The following is a 19,250-nucleotide window of genomic DNA, read 5'->3' as shown; positions in this document are numbered from 1 at the left end:
CCTCCACATACTTCGCCCGCCTACACATCGCCTCCCGCCCCTCCATACATGCTTCCTTGATCTCCAACCCCGCCACACCCACATCCAACGCCAACCCCACATACGTCCCCTTGCCCAAAAACCTCGACGTCTCGGCAATGCTGCGAATCCGCTGCGTGTAGCCCACGATTTCACTCTTGTGCAGATAACTCTTGGTGGAAATACCCAGTACTTTTTTCAGTGACTTATTGGTTTTCAGGCTCGTGCCAAATCGCGCCGCACCTTGAAGTTGAGTATCCAAGCGCCGGAACAACATCTGCCGCTTCTGGATAAACGCTTTCTTATTCAAGGCTCCATCCTTTAGTTGTTGATGCAAACGCTCAATTTCTTCCAGAGTGCGCTGAACCTCGTCCAGGTGTCGCCCCCAGGCCGCCGTCGAACTGCCGACTCCCACCGAGCTATAAGCCAATAAACTCTGGAATAGATCATAGTTATTGATCACCGCCGCCCCAGCCGAGGCATCCAACTCCAGATTGCGCTGAATCTCCTGCGCATGGCGCATCAACCATGCATCATCAGTAGTGCAAGCCACAACGTAGGCATCGGGAACGATCACCATCTGCCCCGGCGTCACCAGGCTTGCCTGACGCAAATGCAGGTTCAACGCGTCGAATTGATCGGAAAGTTGCCCACTGGCCCCGGTCAGTAACCGGGATTTCAAACTGAGGTAGTCCGTGGTGCGGTCATTGATGTATCCCTGCGCCATCACTTACATCCCTGATGTAATGGATATGGCGCAGGAATATAGGCAGGCGAACACGGCCCGGACACAAGGTTGGAACAGCTGAAATTACATTTGGGAAATCACCTACCTGGCAGGTAATCAAGGCCTACAAAAAATCGTCGGACTCAATACCCCGTCATCTCCAGATACCCCACCCCACCCTGAAATTTCACCGGCCCTTCCCAGTAAGGAATGCTCAGGTTCATCCAGGCTTTTGGGTTGACCGCTTCCGTGGTGATATCCAGATGTTTGCCCGGGATCTTCAATGACCACTGGGTGGGAATGCTGCGCCCATCGATCGCGGTCGTGCCCAGCGGCGTCAGTTGAATATCCTGGTTGTGCAGGGTCTGTGTGTGGCCCTCTTTGTCGATCCAGGTGCCGGTCAGGTAGGACGGTCCGTCTTTCTGCCGCACCCGAAACAGCATCAATTGCTCGCCACTGTCCAGGTGCAGGGAGAACCAGTCCCAGCCAGTCTGGCTGGCGGTCAGGGGCTGGCTGCTCCATTCGCGATCGAGCCAGGCGTTGCCGGTGACTTGGTAAGATTTTCCATCGATGGTCACGCGGCCATCTGCCTGGAAAAACGGCTGGCTGTAGTAGTACGACGCCTGGCCCTGGTCGGACTTGCGGCTGTAGCCGTTGTCGCCCTGGAGCACCAATGGGCGGCTGGAGGTCAGGTGCAGGTCGTAGTTGAAATGCTCGCCTGCAGCCTTGAGTTGCATGTCCGCCAGGGGGCTGGCTGCACCGGGGCGGGTGGCGAAATTCCAGTCATCGATCCAGGCATTGAACGGCACCGCCTGGGCCCCTGCCTGCCCCACGCCGCCGCGGGCGTAGCGTTCGCTGGCGTAATGGCGGGTGGCCGAGGTGACGGCGGCGTGGCCGAGCCAGATCGTAGAGTCGTGCCAGCCGGGTTGTGTCGGGCCGGCCTTGAGTGCGTTGCGAAACAGCGTCCATTGCACGCCGTAGGCATTGCCCTCGGCATCCTTCAGGTTGGCGGTGAGGTACCACCATTCGATGCGATAGCCGTCATGGGGGCCATGGTCCTGGGGAAAGCTGAAGACCTTGCCGGGCACCACCTGGGCAAAGTCCGCGGCCTGGCTGCCCAGCCCGGCGAAGCTTTCTTCAGGCGCAGGCGGTTTGTCGCAGGCGCCCAGCAGCAGGAAGGTCGCCCATAGCAGGCACTTAATCTTCATTGGCAAAGGTCCTCAGCAAATCCGCCGGGCGACTGCGGTACAACTGCCACAGCGGCCAGGCCGAAGCCAGCAAGGTGGCCAGCATCGCCAGACCCAGCAGTTGCGCCAGTTGCCCCGGGAACACCTGCAACGGCAGGCGCCAGCCGAAGGCCTGGACGTTGATCACCACGTCCAGGCACCACGCCAGCAACAAGCCCAGCGGCAACGCCAGCACCAGGGTCAGCACCGCCAGCAGCCAGGTCTGGCCGAGGTTGAGCAGCATCAATTGGCGTCGTGTCACGCCCAGCGCCCACAGCGGGGCCAACTGGCCAAGACGGCTTTGGCTCTGGGTCAGCAGGCTGATGAACAACGCCACGCCGGCCACGCCCAGGGTCAGGCTGTTAAGGGCGGCGGTGGCGGCAAAAGTCCGTTCGAAGACCTGGCTCGACCAGCCCTTGAGCTGCTGCTGATCGACGATGCGGCTGTCTTCGAGGGCAAACCGTTCCTGTACTGCACGCACCAGCGGCGGCACGTTGCCCGGCAAAACCCGCAGGTTGAAACGCGCCGGCGACAATCCCGGCCAGTGCTGCAACAGGTGCCGCGAATTCACCAGCAAGTGGCCCTTGGGGTTGCCGTAGTCGGCATAAATCCCCACGACCTTCGGCGACCATGGACCTTGGGGCGTGGGGATGCTGACCACATCGCCCAGCCGCACCTTGAGCCGGCGTGCCATTTGCTCACTGAGCATCAGGCTGTCGTCCTGCAGCAACTGGCCCCATGGGTCCGTCGCCGCTTCCAGCAACGGCCAATGCTGGCGATAAGTAGGGTCGTCGACCACGCCGAACAGGTCAGCCGGCCACCCCTGCAACTGCACCGCAACCTGCCAGGTCGGCAGCACTGTCTGCACCAGGGGCTGCTGCACCAGCCAGGTTTGCAGCGCCTCGGCCTGGGCCGGGTTTTGCGGGTTGAGGTACAACTCGGCGGTCAGGCGTTGTTCCAGCCAGTTGTTGAAGGTCTGGCGAAAGCCCGAGGTCATCGAGCCCGCGCCGATATTGGCGGCCAACGCCAGCAGCAAGGCCATCAGCGCCAGGCTCAGGGCCGGCAACTGCTGGCGGCAATCGGCGAGAAACCATTGCCCCAGCACCGAACGGCTGCGCCCCAATACCGCCTTGAGCACGCCATTGAGCACCACCGGCAAGCCCAGCGCAGCGCCCAGCAACAAGGCCGCCATCAATACAAAACCACTGGCCAGGCTGTCGCCAAATACCAGTGCCAACAGCGCAACCAGTAAGGCCGAACCCGCCACCCAGCCCTGGCGTCGCAGCCAGCGCCCATGGGCCTGGTGCCAGGCCTGGGCATTGGCCAGCGCCAACAACGGCAAACGCGCCGCCCGCCACAGGCTGCTGGCCCCGGCGAGCAACGCGCCGAGCAAACCCAGGCCCAGGCCACTGAGCCACCACAGCGGGCTGAGGCTCAGTTGGCCGGGCAACTCGGCGCCATACAGGCCGCGCAAGCTGGCGGCTACATCCGGCAGCAACAGGCTGGCCAGCAAGTACCCGCTGGCCACGCCCGCCAGGCCACCCAGCACGGCCAGGCCACCGAGTTCCACCGCCAGGCTGAGGATCAGCATCCGCGCACTGACCCCGCACGCCCGCAAGGTTCGCAGCAGGCCGCGCCGCTGCTCCAGCGCCAGGCCGATGGCGGCATGCACGATAAACAAGCCCACCACAAAGGACAGAAAGCCCAGCGCATCGAGGTTCAGATGGAAGCTTTCAGTGAGGCGCGCGAGGTTGTTTTCCTCGGCCTGCTTGAGCTGCAGTTGCGCGCCCAGTTCCGGCGGCAGGGCGGGATGCGCGGCGGCAAAGGCCCTGTCCAGCAGCAACCGCGACAGGCGTTGGGGCATGTCCAGCAGCGGTTGGGCGAAGCCGATATCGGTCAGCAATACGCCAGGGGCCATGTCCGCTTGAACATGCAGCGGCGGCAGCGCCAGCCCGGCAGCTGTCAGCGGCTGGTCGCCCTCTTTCAGGCCCAGAGACTGCAAGGTCTGCGGCGCGATCCAGGTGCGTCCCGGCGGGTTGAAGAACGCGACCATCTGCGCCCGGTCCAGGGTCTGCCCGGCCAGCGCGCCACCGCCGGGCAACGACACCGGGTCGATGCCCATCACTTGCAGGCGCTGGTCTTCATGGCCCTTGAGCTGCACGCGGCCCTGCACCACCGGCGACACCGGCCACCCGGCGCGGCGCAGGTCGGCAAACAGCGCCTGGGGGAAGCTCGCACCGTCCGGCGCACTGAGGCTGGCCTGGGGTTCGCCGCCGATCAGCTGGCTGGCCCGCGCGTAGCTGTCCCGCGCCTGGCTGTTGAGGGCTTGCACGCCGGTCAACAGCGCGGTGGCCAGCCACAGGCCGGTGAGCACACTGAAGAATTGTACAGGGTGGCGCCGCCAATGGCTGAGCAGCGCGCGCAGTGTCCAGTGGAAGACGCGCATGTCAGCGGGCGTCCGCAGCGAGTACCTGGCCGCGATGCAACACCACCTGCTGGTCAAGGCGCGCCGCGATGCGCGGGCTGTGGGTGACCATCAGCAAACTGGTCGGGCTGTCCCGCAGCAGGTCCAGCAGCAGTTGCAGCACTTCGTCACTGGTGCCTTCGTCGAGGTTACCGGTGGGTTCGTCCGCCAGCAGCAAGCCGGGGCGCGACGCCAGGGCTCGTCCTACCGCTACCCGTTGCTGCTGGCCGCCGGACAGTTGTTCGGGGTAACGCCTGAGCAAGTCACCCAGGCCGAGTCGCTCCACAAGCTGCCCTTGCCACGCCGGATCGAGGCGCCCGGCCAGGCGCGCCTGGAAGGCCAGGTTGTCTTCGACCCGCAGGCTGCCGATCAGGTTGAACTGCTGGAACACCAGGCCGATCTCGGTGCGCCGCCAGTGGGCCAACTGCGCTTCGCTCATCTGGTCCAGGTGCTGATCGCCGACCTGGATGCGGCCACGGTCGACCTGGTCGAGCCCGGCCACCAGGTGGAGCAAGGTACTTTTTCCACTCCCGGACTCGCCCATCAGCGCAAGACTGCTACGCTCTCCCAGGTAAAGGTCGACACCCGCCAGCACGGCCAGTGGCCCCTGCGGCGTGCCATAGCTTTTAAACACCCCTTGTACCTGCAGCATCACCATTCCCCACCTGCCTCTGGACTGAGGCCGAGAATAACGGTTGTCACATTTTTATGTCACAACCATGGGCAAAAGGAGCGCCCCATGACCCCCTGCAAATTTTTCACATCGATTTCACCCGGCTGCCACCTGCTGCACTTTAAATTGCCGTCCATGGGCAGATAACAGGCTGGTTATTTCAAACGCCCGTTAGTGCAAGTGAACAATTTTTTATATCGGTATGTTCAGCAAAAAGACAGCGCCCCTGTGACACGCTTTTGCATATTCCTGCATCAGCGCTACTCACTTGGCGCCTGCCTAACTTGCCGCTGCCAGTTACCGGATTAACGCCTGGAAGTTACCAATGGTGAATAGTGTGGTTGACCTGACCCTGAGCAAGTCTCGCTCGCGCTGGGCATTTGTAAAACAGCTGAACAAACTGTGGCTTGGCGTGGCAGGTATCATGATGATCAGCCTGGCAGTAACGGCGTTCATCTGGTGGCCAAGATCGCCGCTGGACCTGGGCGTGGGCCACCGCCTGCTCACCTCCGGAACCCTGGAAGCCTGGCGTAACGGAGACCTGGTGGTGCTGGTCCGCCATGAGGAACGCTGTGACCGCTCCAACAACCCTTGCCTGGGCCCGTCAGACGGCCTGACCACGCTCGGCTCGTTGTCTGCCAGTGCCGTGGGCAAGGCCTTCCAGACCCTGGGCATGGAAAACACCGACGTACTGAGCAGCCCCACCACCCGTACCGCGCAGACCTCGCTTTTCATGTTCGGCAAGGCCGAACTGTCACCCGGCCCCCTGGCCATCTGCGGCCCTGCCATCGGCGAGGAACTGCGCCCGCATAAACACGCGGACCGCAACCTGCTGGTGGTCACCCACAGCGCCTGCATCAGCGACTTCGAGGAGGCATTGGGCTACTCACACGCTGCCCATGCTGAATACGGCAGTGCATTGTTTGTAAAGCTGCTGCCCGATGGCAAGTTCAAGGCGCTGGGTATTTTGAACAGTAAGGACTGGGCCGCCGTGCTTAAACAACTTTAGAACACTTCTTAACATTTAATCATTCAAGTTCGTTCAGCAAAAAGACAGCCAGACCGTGGCATCGTCTATGGTTTTAATTGAATTTTTGTCAAAAATTTATTAGCTCACTAACTTTTCACAAGTTAACAACATGACGATGACCTTCGATGACTTATTGGACGCCACACGTTTAACGAGCTTGACTGGGGCACAGGGATATTCAGTTTCGCCCCCCCACTAACAGACTGTTTAAGGAATAACGTTCTGTGCCGCATTTCTACCCGACCACGACCACCTTCCACCCCTCGCGCATGGCTGATCCAGCGCTCGCGCTGATTCACCGTCAATACCGCTTGAGAGTGCAATAGCCATGACCCGCCTTAAACCATTGCCCGTATTACTACTGGCATTCGTGATGTTCTATCTACTGCCACTGGGCCTGCATGGCCTATGGATTCCTGACGAAACCCGCTACGCCCAGATCAGCCAGGAAATGCTCATGAGCGGCAACTGGGTGGCACCGCACTTCATGGGCGTGCGCTATTTCGAAAAACCCGCAGCCGGCTACTGGCTCATTGCACTGGGCCAGGCGTTGTTCGGTGAAAACCTGTTCGGCGTGCGCATCGCTTCCGCCCTGACCACCGGCCTGAGCGTCGTGCTCGCCTACCTGATCGCCCGCCGGCTGTGGAACGACCCGCGCAAGAGCTTCGCCTGCGCGCTGCTCTACATGAGTTTCGGCCTGGTGGCCGGGCAAGCCGGTTATTCCAACCTGGATCCGCAATTCACCTTTTGGGTCAACCTGAGCCTGGCGGCGCTGTGGTTTGCCCTCGACAGCTCCACCCCCCGTGCCCGCCTCGCCAGCTGGACGTTGTTGGGTGTGGCCTGCGGCATGGGTTTCATGACCAAGGGTTTCCTGGCGTGGTTGCTGCCGGTGCTGATCGCCCTGCCTTACATGCTCTGGCAACGTCGCCTGGGGGAACTGCTGCGCTGCGGGCCGCTGGCGATTCTGGTGGCGGCCGTGGTGTGCCTGCCCTGGGCGCTGACGATCCACCTGCAGGAACCGGACTACTGGCGTTTCTTCTTCTGGCATGAGCACATCCGCCGGTTCGCCTCCGACAATGCCCAGCATGCACGTCCCTGGTGGTTCTACCTGCCGCTGATGGTGGTGTCGTGCCTGCCATGGGCGGCGCTGCTGCCGGCGACACTGTGCAAGGCTTGGAAGGAAAAGCGCCAACCGGCCATCGTCTTCCTGGCGCTGTGGTTGCTGATGCCCCTGGGCTTTTTCAGCCTGAGCAACGGCAAGTTGCCGACCTACATCATGCCGTGCCTGCTGCCGCTGGCGCTGCTGATGGGCCATGCGTTGATCGACCTGCTGGCCAACGCTCGCACCCGCACGCTGCGCGTCAATGGCCTGCTCAACTTGGGCATCGGCCTCGCCGCGATGGTGACGCTGATCTACCTGCAAATCGACCGGCCGTTGTACGGCAATAGCCACAGCGAGATGTTCAACCTGTCCCTGACGTTCATCGTGCTGATGGGCTGGATGCTCGCCAACTTGCTGCAAGCCTCCCGCCCGCTGGCGCTGTGGGCGATGCCGGCCTTGGGCATTGGCCTGCTGGTGGCGCTGTTGCCCGCCGGCATGCCGGCGGTGGTCGAAGATAACCAGATGCCTGACCAGTTCGTGCTCCAGCACCTGGACGAGCTCCAACAGACCCAAGCGCTGCTGAGCAACGAACTGGAATCGGCGTCGGCCCTGGCATGGCGCCTGCGCCGGCCGGAAGTGACGCTTTACAACACTGAAGGCGAACTGCGCTACGGCCTGCAATACGCCGACTCGATGCACCGCAAGGTGGAGCTCGACAGCGTTCAGGCCTGGCTCAAGCAGGCGCGCCAGCAAGGCCCGGTGGGCGTGCTGATGCGGGTCAGGAGCACCAGCGAAATGCGCGAAGCCGGCCAACTGCCGTTGGGGGGCAAGCGTTATTACAAGGGTGACCTGGAGATCATCATCTACCCGCAATTGCCGTAACACAGGCGCCCTAATGTGGGGTGACCCCATTCAACACTCATCCCACATCGGAACCGCTCCATGAACTTCTGGAAAACCGAACGCGGCGCCCTGCTGCTGCTCCTGGGCGTGTCGGCCCTGATCCTGCTGCTGGGCCTGGGCGCCCGCGACCTGTGGGGCCCGGAAACCCGCTGGGCGAACATCACCCTGCAGATGCTGCAAAGCGGCGACTACTTCGACCCGTACCTCAAGGGCACCCCGTACTACGACAAACCCTTGCCGTCGTATTGGCTGATCACCGGGTTTGCCAACCTGATGGGCGGCCTGGGGCCGTGGTCGTTGCGCTTGTCATCGGTGATCTCGGCGTGGCTGAGCATCTGGCTGGTGTACCTGATCGGCGAGCAACTGTTCCGCAAAGGCACCGGCCTGATTGCCGGCTGGATGCTCGCGACCACCTTCTACTTCCTCTTCTGGGCCCGGGTGGCCACGGCGGACGTGCTGACCGTATGCGGCGTGCTCGCCGCCGTCTGGTGGTATTGGCGCGGGCCGGACGATACGCGGCTGGGGCGCTACACGGTGTTCTTCCTGTTACTGGCGGCGACATCACTGTTCAAGGGTTTGATCGGCTTTGTACTGCCGGGCCTGGTGCTGTTGCCGCACTTGCTCAGCGAACAGCGCTACAAACGCCACCTCAACCTGCGGCTGGTGCTGGCCGTGATCATTGCCGGGGCGTTCTATGCGATTCCGTTTGTGCTGTCCCACCTCTACGGCGCACCGACCTACGGTGAAAGCGGCCTGGAACTGGTGTTCCGGGAAAACGTGGTGCGCTTCTTCGACCCGTTCGACCATATGGGGCCGATCTACACCTACCTGATCTACCTGCCGGCCTACACCTTGCCCTGGGCGCCGTGCTGGGTGCTGGGCCTGTGGCTCGCCGTGCGGCATTGGCGCGACACCCCGCCCAACACCCGCTGGCTGGTGTGGGGGCTGGGCCTGCTGTTTGTGTTCTTCACCGCCAGTGGCAGCCGGCGCAGTTACTACGTGCTGCCGCTGGTGCCGTTCGCGCAGTTGCTGGCGGCGTGGTGGGTCAGTGAGCGTATCGCCCGCAAAGGCACGGTCGGCCGGGGTTGGTACCGTGGGTTCGGCATCGCTGCGGGGGTGATGCTGTTGGTACTCGGGGTGGTGTATCCGTGGACCAATGGCAATGGCGGCGTGACCCGTTTCGCCGAGGACGTTCAAGCGCAAGCAGTGAAAAGCGCGCCATGGAACGAGTGGCAGATGGTGATGGTGGAAGTCGACAACAAGGTACCGATGTACCTGCAAAATCACGGGACGCCGTTCTACTACGTTGCCGAAACCCAGGACTTCCCGCGCCAGGGCGACAGTGCGGCGTTCATGGGCTGGCTGGAAAAAACCAGCGGCCGCACCTTTGATCCCAAGCGCACAATTATTGTCGCGCAGTCCACCAAGGATGACCCGACGCCGCTGGCCTACCTGGGCAACGATCATCAGGTCATCACTACCCAGCCGGACAATGGTGAACGGTTGTTCCACAAGCGTGACGGTGGCAGCGTGGCATTTGTGCCCAACGCCGCGCCGTAGCACTGGCGGCATGGGGCGGGCATTGCTAGTGTGGCGCGCTTAAGCCACCGTCCGAGCCCGGCCCGCCATGCCCTACTCTTCCCTTTCCCTTGCCGCCCTGAGCCTGATCGTGCTCGCCACGCCGGTAGCGGCAGACACGCCGATGCCGGCCAACATGGTTTACCTGCGCAGCCTCGACCCGAGCATCGCCCAGGACATTCGCTACGCCAGCCCCCACAACTTCACCGGAGCGCCGCTGGACGGCTACAACGCAGCCGAATGCGTGCTGTCTGCCGACGCGGCAAAGGCACTGGTACGGGTCCAGGCCGAGTTGGCCAGGCAGGGTTACGGCTTGAAGGTCTTCGACTGCTATCGTCCCAGCCGTGCCGTGGCGAACATGGGCCGCTTCGCCAGCCTGCCGGGGGATCCGGCCAAGGCCGAGTTCTACCCCCGGGTGAACAAGCAGGATTTCTGGCGCCTGGGCTACGTGGCCAAGGTTTCCAACCACTCCCGGGGCGCGGCAGTGGACGTGACCCTGACCGGTCCCGATGCGCGGCCAGCCCAGGCCTGGAGCGCCGACACCGCGGCGGTGGATTGCGCCGCCGGTTACGGTCGACGCTTGCCCGATGGCGGCCTGGACATGGGCACCGGTTTTGATTGCTTCGACGAAATGGCCCACGCCAACAGCCCCCACATCAGCCAGGCGGCACGCCAGAACCGCCAACGGTTGAGCGCTGCGATGGCCAAGGAAGGCTTTACCGGTTATGCCGGCGAATGGTGGCACTTCACCTACAGCCGCAATCCGGTGCGGGCCGAGCCGATGGACTTCCCTATCGAACCGCTGCGGTAACATCACAACACAGCTTCAGCTTGATAAAGCCCGGGGCAAAAACTAGCGTTTGAGGTTTCCCTCTTTTCAAGGACTGAACGCCGTTGAACACGCTCATCAAAACCTGCGCGGCGCTGCTGACGCTGCTTTCAAACGTGGCACTCGCGCAAATCCCCGAGACCAGCCGGCAACTGATCGTGGTCACCACCCCGGGCTGGAACGCCCTCCAGGGCACCGCACAACGCTATGAGCGGCACGGGCAAGGCTTTCAGAAAGTCGGCGAACCCTTTGCCATCGTGGTCGGTAAAAACGGCATGGCGTGGGGCACCGGCCTTACGACACCCACCCCCGACCAGCAGCCCCTCAAGCATGAAGGCGATGGCAAGGCCCCGGCCGGCATCTTCAAACTCGGCGGTGCCTTCGGCTACGCTCCCACCGCTGACACCCGCTTGCCTTACGCGGCCAGTACCGCCACCCGCGAATGCGTGGATGACAGCCAGTCCAGCCATTACAACACCCTGGTGGACAGCTCGGCGGTGAACAAGGACTGGACCAGTTCCGAGCGGATGCTGCGCAAGGACCAGCTGTACCGCCAGGGGATTTTTGTCGAGCACAACACACCGGCTTTGGCCAACGGCGGCTCGTGTATTTTCCTGCATATCTGGCGCAGCGTCAGTTCGGGAACATTGGGCTGCACGGCGATGGACCCGGTGAATATCCAGGCGTTGTTTGCCTGGCTGGACCCGCGAGAAAACCCGCTGCTGGTGCAACTGCCCGCCGCGCAGTACGACCTCTACCGTGAGCGCTGGAAACTGCCGTCCCGCTGAGCTGACAGCAGGCGCTGAAATGCGGCCAATACCTCATCGGGTTTTTCCAGCATGAGTTGGTGGCCGCATTCGGGCAACAACTGATACTCGGCATTGGGCAAATGCCGGGCGAGTGCTTCGCCGCCGCTGGCCGGGGTCAGGCCGTCGGTGTCGCCGGCCAGCACACTCACAGGCAGGGTCAGGGTGAGCAGTGCATTGGCGTCTGGCCATTGGACGTTTTTCATCAGGGCCTTGAACATGTACAGCGGGTTGCGCTCGGTGAGTTTTTCTTCGTAGGCGACCAGTGCGGGGTCGGCCTTGGCGTTCCATGCCGCCTGGCGGAAACCTTTGGCCAGCAGTGGGCGCAGACATTCCAGGAGCCATGCGGGTAGACGCATCAGGCCGCCGCTCCGGCTGATGCTGTGCAGTCGGGTGCCCAGCAGCAATACGGCTTCGATGGGGATCGCGGGTTTGGCCAGCAAGGCGCTCAGGGTCAGGCCAGTGCCGAAGGAGTGGGCGACGATGAGGTTGCGGGAGCCGCCGTAGCGCCTGAGGATTTCCAGGTAATCGGCGACCAGTTCGGGCCAGGCGTAAGCCTCGGGGTTGCGGGGTTTTGCGCTGGCGCCGTGGCCGAGCAGGTCCCAGGCGACCAGACTGTAGCCTTGGGTTTTCAGGGATTGCCATTGGTGGCGCCACTGGTCCTTGTTGCCGCCGGCGCCGTGGCAGAAGAACACTACCGTGTCGGGTTGGGTGGTGCCCGCGTGATGGGTGATGCTCAGGTGACGGTTGGGGCGGATTTCCAGTGGTTGGCCCTGGATCACTGGCAGTTCGGTGAAAGAGGTCGGCATGGAGGTTTCTCAATAAGTGAAAGGGTTGAGTGTGGTGAAGCAACAGCAAAATCAAAGGCGGACACGATCCAAATGTGGGAGCGGGCTTGCTCGCGAAGGTCGTTAACGATAACGCGAACATCCTGATTCAACGCGGCGCTCTCAGGTTCTTCGCGAGCAAGCCCGCTCCCACATAAAGCGGCTCTGCTTTTGCTCTAACACTCAGGTCGCCTTTGCCGCTTTTGCAATGTGACTCGCTGTAAGAGCGAAACCATAGGTGGCCGTTACCTGAATAACGGATATGCCCCCAACCCCAACAACCCAAGTCAGATGGCCTCAGCCATCAACAACTCCCGCGTATACGGATGCCGCGCATCAGCAAACAGCGCCGCCGTCTCCCCCTGCTCCACCACCCTCCCCTTACGCATCACCGCAATCCGGTCGCACAACCGCGCAGCCACCCGCAAGTCATGAGTAATAAACACAATGCTCAACCTGAACCGCCGCTGCAGCGACTCCAGCAACTCCAGAATCTGCACCTGGATCAGCGCATCAAGCGCCGACACACACTCATCAGCGATCAACACCTTAGGCTCCACCGCCAACGCCCGGGCGATCCCTATGCGCTGCCGCTGCCCCCCGGAAAACTCATGAGGAAACCGCTCAAACGCCGCTGCCGGCAACCCCACCAACCCCAGCAACTCACGGGCCCGCCGCTCGGCATCCGCCTTGGAAACCCCCTGCACCAAAGGCCCAGTCATAACAATCTGCCCCACCGTCTGCCGCGGATTGAGCGACGCAAACGGATCCTGGAAAATCATCTGCACATCACTGCGCAACGCTCGCAGCCGCCCTTCAGACAACCCCGCGACCTCCCGCCCCAACCACTCGATCCGCCCGCTGTCAGCACGCAGCAAACGCACCAGGCACCGACCCAGGGTCGACTTGCCCGACCCCGACTCCCCCACAATCCCCAACGTCTCGCCTTCACGCAACTGCAGCTGAACCGCATCCAACGCCTGAGTCGTACGCCGCCCCCACCAACCGCTGCGGCTGCAGAACACCTTGCCCAGCGCTTCGGCCTTCAGCACCACAGGGCCAGCCACCTGCGTACGTGGCACCAGCGGTTGCGCCGACACCGCCGCCAACAACTGCCGGGTGTAATCTTCCCGGGGCACACGCAACACCGCCGGGGCCGTGCCCTGCTCCACCACCCGGCCCTTCTCAAGCACCAGCACCCGGTCGGCAATCGCCTCGACCACGGCAAAGTCGTGGGTGATAAACAACAGTGCCATGCCCTTGTCCTGCTGGATCTTGCGCAGCAGGTCGAGAATCTGCGCCTGGGTGGTCACGTCCAGCGCCGAGGTCGGCTCATCGGCAATCAACAGCGCCGGATCAAACGCCAGGGCCATGGCGATCACCACCCGCTGACGCTGCCCGCCAGACAGTTCAAACGGATACGCCAGTCGCAAGCGCTCAGGGTCGGGCAAGCCGACATAACCGAGCAAATCCACCACCCGCTGACGCCGCACCCGTGCCGCCGCCACGCCATGGGCGCGCAGGGTTTCATCGATCTGTTCGCCCACCCGCATCAGTGGGTTGAGGGCGCTCATGGGCTCCTGGAATACCATGCTGATATCCCGCCCGCGCAGTTGGCGCATGGCCTCTTCGCTGCGGTCGGCCAGGTCTTCGTCGCGAAACACCAGGCGCCCGCTTTCCACCTTCAGCGGGTCCGGCAACTGGCGCAGCAAAGCCTTGGCCAGCATTGACTTGCCGGAACCGGATTCACCCACCACACACAAGCATTCGCCACGGTTCAGTTGCAGCGACAGGTCATACAGCGCATGGCTGCGGTCCGCACCGGCCGGCAAGGCGATACGCAAATGTTCAACACTCAACAACGTCATAGCGACCTCCCGGGCTCAAAGGCCACACGCAAACCTTCACCGACTCGATTGACCGCCAGCACGCACAGCACAATCGCCAACCCCGGCAGAAAGCTCATCCACCAGGCGTCCCGCAGCAAGCCACGGGAGGCATTGATCATGTAGCCCCAGCTCATGGCTTCCGGGTCGCTCAAGCCGAGAAACGCCAGGGCCGCTTCGGTGAGGATCGCCGTGGCCATGACAAAGGTCATGGTCACCAGCAGCGGCGCCAGGGCGTTGGGCAGGATCTGCTGGGCAATGATCCCCAGCGGCGACTGCCCCAGCACCCGCGCGGCCTGCACGAATTCGCGCTGGCGCAGGGTCAGGAACTCACTGCGCACCAACCGCGCCACCGCCGGCCACGCTACGAGTGCGATGGCCAGCACGATGGAGAACAGGGACGGCTCAAGGATCGCCACCAGGATCACCGCCAGTACCAGTTGCGGAATGATCTGGAAGAACTCGGCAATGCGCATCAGCACACCGTCGAGCCAGCCACCGAAATAGCCGGCGACCGCGCCGACCAGCAGGCCCACCACCAGGGTCGCCAGGCTGGCCAGCGCCCCCACGGCCAGGGACACCCGCGCGCCGTACAGCAGGCCACTGGCGAGGTCGCGACCGAGCAGGTCACTGCCCAGCCAATGGGCCGGGTCGTGGAATGGCGCGAGCATCGGCTGGCTGTTCATCTCCCATGGCGAGCTGCTGGTCAGCCAGGGGGCGGCGATCGCCAACAGCGTCAGCAGCAGCAAAAACAGCGCACCGATCAACGCCGCAGGCTGGCGCACAAAACGTCGGAAAACCAGCATCAGCCTTGCACTCCTGCACCGATACGCGGGTCGAGAAAACGACAGATCACATCGGTCAACACGTTAAAGCCCACCACCAGAATCGAGATCACCAGGAAACCGCCCATCAACACGCCGTAGTCACGCTGGGCCAGCGAGTCGTACATCAAGCGACCAATCCCCGGCCAGGAATACACCACCTCCACCAGCAACGCGCCGCTGGCCAACTGGCCCAGTTGCAAACCGGCAAAGGTCACCACCGGCAACAGCGCATTGCGCAACACATGCACGTACAAAATCCGCCGCGGGTGCAGGCCCTTGGCGTGGGCGGTGCGCACGTATTCCTGGCCAAGGGCGTCGAGCACGGCGGCGCGGGTGAGGTGGATATACAAGGCGAGGAACAGCACGCTCAACGACACGCACGGCAGCAGCAGGTGCTTGAGCCGGTCGAGCAGGGAAAAGTCCTGTGCCACCGTTTCCATGCCAAACGCCGGCAACCAATCGAGGCTGACGGAGAACAACAGGATCAGCAGCATTGCCAGCCAGAATGGCGGCATCGCATACAGCAGCAAAGCGCCGTGGGAGATCACGCCATCCAGCCAGTGGCGCTTCTGTCGGGCCCGGGCGGCCAACGTCCCCAGGGTGACGCCAAGCACCGACGAGAGCAAAAATGCCGAGCCCATCAGGGCCAGTGTTGCCGGCAAGCGCTCGGCAATCAGCGACCACACCGAGGTCTGGTTGCGGTAGGAATAACCCAGGTCCAGATGGGCGATATTGCCCAGGTAGATCAGCAACTGCGTGAGCAACGGCTTGTCCAGGCCCATGGTCTGGCGCAGGTGTTCGATGAACTGCACATCGTCCACCCCCGCCTCGCCGGCCAACAGCAGCGCCGGGTCACCCGGCGCCAGGCGGATCAGTAAAAAGCCCAGCACCAGCACCGCCACAATCATCAACAGTGCCTTGAGCAGGCGACCGCTGAAATACAGCAACCCGTTCATGGTGCAGGCGCGTCGAGGTAGACGCTTTCGTAGTCTTCGTTAAGGCTGGTGGCGGTTTGCAGCAGGTTCTTCACCTCTTTGTGGAACAGTGTCGGGTAGCGCATTTCGAAGATCGGCGCGATCGGCAGGTCGGTGTTCAGCACGTTTTCCAACTGGCTATAGAGCCTGGTGCGTTCCGGGCCTTCCGGGGTGTTGGCGACCTGGGTCCACAGGGCATCGGCCTCGGGGCTGTTGTAGCCGCTGACGTTGGCAAATGGCGAAGTCTTGAGGATGTAGTCGGAGCGGTACAGGTAGGCGTTGGTCAGGTACGGGTCGCCGATCTGGAAGATGAAGTTGTAGGTCAGGTCGAAGTCCCAGTCGCTGACGCGCTGGAACCAGGTGGCGGCGTCGGACGTCACCACTTGTACCTTGAAGCCCAGCGGCTGCAGGGCTTGCTTGGTGTATTCGGCCAGGCGCTCCCAGGCACCGCCCTTCTCGCCGTTGAGCAGGCGAATCCGCACGGCGCCCACGTCCACGCCGGACTCGGCAATCAGCGCCTTGGCTTTTTTCACGTCATAGGTGTACTGCGGCAATTGCGGGTCGTGGTACGGCGAGGTGGACACGAACTGGCCGGGGGCAACCTTGCCCGAACCGAAGAAGATGTTGTCGACGATGAACTGGCGGTTCAGCGCATACAGGATCGCCTGGCGCACCTTGGGGTTGTTCAGCGGCGGCTTGCGCGTATTGATCTGCAGGAAGGCCAGGCCGGAATACAGCTCCCAGCCTTTTTCCGACGACTGCACGTCCGGCAAGGCGGTCAGGCGCTTGAGGTCGGAATAGTCGGCATCACCGCTGCGCAGCACCTGCACGTCATTGCGCTCGAACGCCGCAGCGCGGGACGAGCCGTCCGGGATCACGTGGAAGATGATCGCATCCAGGTGTGGCAGGCCCTTTTTCCAGTAGTCGGGGTTCTTTGCCAGCTTGATATAGGCGCCGCGTTTCCACTCCACAAACACAAACGGGCCGGTGCCGACAGGCTTGAGGTTATAGGGGTTGTTGCGAAAGTCAGTGTTCTCGTAGAGGTGCTTGGGCACCACAGGCCGCAGCCCGCTGCCCAGGGCCGAGAGCAACGGCGCGAAGGGTTTCTTGAGCTGGAACACCACCTGCAGCGGGCCCTTGGCGGTGATGCTGTCGACGTACTCGGTGAAGACCCCGCCCAGGCGCTTGTCCACTTCGGGGTAGAAGGTCTGGAAGCTGAACACCACGTCATCGGCGGTGAACGCGTGGCCATCATGCCAGCGCACGTTGTCCTGCAAATCGAAGGTGTAGGTCAGGCCATCGGGAGAAACGGTCCAGGCCTTGGCCAATACCGGTTTGGGTTTCAGGTCGGTGTCGAAGGTCAGCAGGCCCTGGAGGATCTTGCCGCTGACGTACTGGGTGGACACGTGGCTGACCACGCCGTGCATCAGCGACGGCGGTTCGGGTTGGGCCACCAGGTTCAGCACCCCGCCGTCATGGGGTTGCGCCTGAGCGGTGCCGGCCAGCAGCACGGCGCCAAGTCCCAGGTATGAAAGGACACGGCGAAAAGATAAAGGGCGCATGGAGACTCCTTGGCTAAGGTTTTGTCAGGGATTTAGCAAGGGCTGTGCCATGGGGCGACGGGCCGCGTTTGCGGGCATCACAGGCCTTGGCAGTGATGAAAAAACCACAGTGGCCGGGACGAGTGTGGAAAAAGCAACAGCCCGCCCTCTTGAGGAATGGTTGTGCGTAGCAGCTGCCGAGCCTTGGCGAGGCTGCGTCTGCGGTGTGTCAGGTATGCCGCCAACGCAGCCTCGACAAGGCTCGGCAGCTGCTACGGTAAGGTTTGAAGTTTGAGGGCCCCATCACTGGCACAAGGTTTGCCCTTCTAACCGCTATCTGAACCCATGAGTTTGAAGCGCATGTCACTGGATTACCTGGGCAACCCCATCGACACCCTCAACCCCGCCACCCGTCAGGGCCTGGATGATTTCGTCGGCGGTTTTCTCGGCTATCAGCCCCGTGCCGAGGGCATCCTCGCGGTCGCCGATGCCGACCCCGACTCAGCATTGGCCAACGGATTTGCCGGCCTGCTGCTGATGTTTATCGAGTCGCCCGAGGGCCCTGTGCTGGCCGAGAAGTACCGTCAGCGGGCGGCGGCGGTGAATTCCCGGCATCCACGGGCGCTCGTGTATCTGCAAGTGCTGCAAGCCTGGATCAACGACGAGCTGGATGAAGTGCTGCGCCTCAGCGAGCATCTGCTGGATCTTTATCCGCGGGACCTGCTTGCGGCCAAGCTCAACCAGTACCTGGAATTCAACCGGGGCAACTGGCCGGCGCTGCTGCGGATCGGTTTGAAAGCCACCGCCGGCGCGCCGGATATCGCCCACAGTCACGGGCTACTGGCGTTTGCGTATGAGCAGTGTCATTTGCTGGAGGAAGCCGAGGCCAGTGCGCTTGAAGCGTTGCGGTTGCAGGCGTCCGAGCCATGGGCCCATCACGCATTGGCCCATGTGATGCTGACCCAGGGGCGTATCGAGGAAGGCATCGGGTTTCTGGAGGGCGTGAAGCAGCACTGGGACGGGCTTAACTCGTTCATGTACACCCATAACTGGTGGCATCTCGCGTTGTTTTATCTGGGGCGCGGGGAGGATCAGCGGGTGCTGGAGATTTATGACCGGCATGTGTGGGGGATCTTGCCGGAGTACTCCCAGGATCAGGTGGGCGCGGTGTCATTGCTGACGCGGCTGGAGCTGGCCGGGATTGATGTGGGTGAGCGGTGGCAGGCGTTGGCGCCCTACCTGCAGCGTCGGGTTGGGGATGCGGTACAGCCGTTTTTGAGTGTGCAGTATTTGTATGGGTTGGCCCGGGCGGGCAAGCCTGAGGCGGATCAGTTGTTGGCGGCTTTGCGCAGGCACAGTGTGGAAGCGCGGCCGGTTTGGGGGGAAGTGACGTTGCCGTTGGCTGAGGGGTTGTTGGCGCATGCCCGGGGGGATGCCCGGCGGGCGTTGGAACAGCTGGGGATAGCGTTGCCGCGGCTGAATGAGATTGGCGGGAGTCATGCGCAGCGGGATTTGTTTGCGCAGGTGGAGCTGGACGCACGGTTGCGGGTTGGGGATTGGCTTGGGGCGCAGCAGACGCTGGAATTGCGCCGGCGGTATGACGGGCTGGATGTCCCGACGAACCGAGCTTTGGTGGTGGTGTATGAGGCTTTGGGGTTGCCTGGGGAGGCACTGCGGGCGCGGGCGCGGATTGGGGGGATATCCGTTATTTAGGTGATGGCTTGTATTAGTTTCGCTTTTGCCCCACCACTCGGCACCTCGCTTCGGCCAGCGTGGTTTAACGGGGCGCCTAAGATCAAGATCAAAAGCAGATCAACAGCACAGCGGCCTCCCGGCCGG

Annotated in this window: 15 protein-coding genes; 6 read left to right on the top strand and 9 right to left on the bottom strand. The window is 62.6% G+C overall.

The window, feature by feature from the left end; translation table 11 throughout:
- The 4 genes from AC3WKX_RS31660 to AC3WKX_RS31645 form a co-directional block, all read right to left on the bottom strand.
- A partial coding sequence (locus AC3WKX_RS31660; RefSeq protein ID WP_102650514.1) for a hypothetical protein occupies positions 1-745 on the bottom strand: 745 nt, incomplete at its 3' end.
- A gap of 143 nt (positions 746-888) precedes the next feature.
- A complete protein-coding gene (locus tag AC3WKX_RS31655) occupies positions 889-1,953 on the bottom strand; it encodes a lipocalin-like domain-containing protein (RefSeq protein WP_102606242.1) in 1,065 nt (354 codons plus the stop codon).
- Positions 1,943-4,417, bottom strand: coding sequence for an ABC transporter permease (locus AC3WKX_RS31650; RefSeq protein ID WP_102606243.1), 2,475 nt, complete (start codon positions 4,415-4,417; stop codon positions 1,943-1,945). Before AC3WKX_RS31650 ends, AC3WKX_RS31655 begins: the two co-directional genes overlap by 11 nt.
- Position 4,418: 1 nt before the next feature.
- The gene (locus AC3WKX_RS31645) at positions 4,419-5,087 is read right to left on the bottom strand and encodes an ABC transporter ATP-binding protein (protein ID WP_102606250.1); all 669 of its coding nucleotides are present in this window, start codon (positions 5,085-5,087) and stop codon (positions 4,419-4,421) included.
- A gap of 346 nt (positions 5,088-5,433) precedes the next feature.
- Between AC3WKX_RS31645 and pmrG the strand changes: the two genes are divergently transcribed.
- The 5 genes from pmrG to AC3WKX_RS31620 all read left to right on the top strand — a co-directional run bounded on the left by pmrG (position 5,434) and on the right by AC3WKX_RS31620 (position 11,338).
- A complete protein-coding gene (gene pmrG, locus AC3WKX_RS31640; RefSeq protein WP_102606244.1) occupies positions 5,434-6,117 on the top strand; it encodes a lipopolysaccharide core heptose(II)-phosphate phosphatase PmrG in 684 nt (227 codons plus the stop codon).
- 349 nt (positions 6,118-6,466) lie between these two features.
- Positions 6,467-8,122 (top strand): lipid IV(A) 4-amino-4-deoxy-L-arabinosyltransferase, encoded by a 1,656-nt coding sequence (arnT, locus tag AC3WKX_RS31635; protein WP_102606245.1) that lies wholly within the window; start codon positions 6,467-6,469, stop codon positions 8,120-8,122.
- A 60-nt stretch (positions 8,123-8,182) separates the two neighbouring features.
- Positions 8,183-9,703 carry an ArnT family glycosyltransferase gene (locus tag AC3WKX_RS31630; RefSeq protein WP_102606246.1) on the top strand — a complete coding sequence of 507 codons (1,521 nt, stop codon included), beginning with the start codon at positions 8,183-8,185 and terminating at the stop codon, positions 9,701-9,703.
- A gap of 67 nt (positions 9,704-9,770) precedes the next feature.
- Positions 9,771-10,532: a M15 family metallopeptidase gene (locus tag AC3WKX_RS31625; RefSeq protein ID WP_173883072.1), complete on the top strand. Its 762-nt coding sequence runs from the start codon at positions 9,771-9,773 to the stop codon at positions 10,530-10,532.
- An 83-nt stretch (positions 10,533-10,615) separates the two neighbouring features.
- Positions 10,616-11,338 (top strand): L,D-transpeptidase family protein, encoded by a 723-nt coding sequence (locus AC3WKX_RS31620; RefSeq protein WP_003210282.1) that lies wholly within the window; start codon positions 10,616-10,618, stop codon positions 11,336-11,338.
- On the opposite strand, the gene AC3WKX_RS31615 is transcribed toward AC3WKX_RS31620, so the two are convergent.
- The 5 genes from AC3WKX_RS31615 to AC3WKX_RS31595 all read right to left on the bottom strand — a co-directional run bounded on the left by AC3WKX_RS31615 (position 11,305) and on the right by AC3WKX_RS31595 (position 17,432).
- Positions 11,305-12,165, bottom strand: a complete 861-nt coding sequence (locus tag AC3WKX_RS31615) for an alpha/beta fold hydrolase (RefSeq protein ID WP_102606247.1) — start codon at positions 12,163-12,165, stop codon at positions 11,305-11,307. The genes AC3WKX_RS31620 and AC3WKX_RS31615 overlap by 34 nt on opposite strands.
- A gap of 305 nt (positions 12,166-12,470) precedes the next feature.
- Positions 12,471-14,051 (bottom strand): dipeptide ABC transporter ATP-binding protein, encoded by a 1,581-nt coding sequence (locus AC3WKX_RS31610; protein WP_102606248.1) that lies wholly within the window; start codon positions 14,049-14,051, stop codon positions 12,471-12,473.
- The gene (locus AC3WKX_RS31605) at positions 14,048-14,875 is read right to left on the bottom strand and encodes an ABC transporter permease (RefSeq protein ID WP_003210288.1); all 828 of its coding nucleotides are present in this window, start codon (positions 14,873-14,875) and stop codon (positions 14,048-14,050) included. Before AC3WKX_RS31605 ends, AC3WKX_RS31610 begins: the two co-directional genes overlap by 4 nt.
- Positions 14,875-15,852, bottom strand: coding sequence for an ABC transporter permease (locus AC3WKX_RS31600; RefSeq protein ID WP_087693384.1), 978 nt, complete (start codon positions 15,850-15,852; stop codon positions 14,875-14,877). The genes AC3WKX_RS31605 and AC3WKX_RS31600 overlap by 1 nt, the downstream gene beginning before the upstream one ends.
- Complete coding sequence (locus AC3WKX_RS31595) at positions 15,849-17,432, bottom strand: ABC transporter substrate-binding protein (protein ID WP_008431399.1); 1,584 nt, start codon at positions 17,430-17,432, stop codon at positions 15,849-15,851. Before AC3WKX_RS31595 ends, AC3WKX_RS31600 begins: the two co-directional genes overlap by 4 nt.
- A gap of 339 nt (positions 17,433-17,771) precedes the next feature.
- Here AC3WKX_RS31595 and AC3WKX_RS31590 point away from each other — a divergent pair, with 339 nt between their 5' ends.
- Positions 17,772-19,124, top strand: a complete 1,353-nt coding sequence (locus tag AC3WKX_RS31590) for a tetratricopeptide repeat protein (protein ID WP_102606249.1) — start codon at positions 17,772-17,774, stop codon at positions 19,122-19,124.
- Positions 19,125-19,250: the final 126 nt, after the last annotated feature.

It is taken from the genome of Pseudomonas sp. GP01-A4, assembly GCF_058780865.1.
This window is presented reverse-complemented; position numbering and strand designations above follow the sequence as displayed.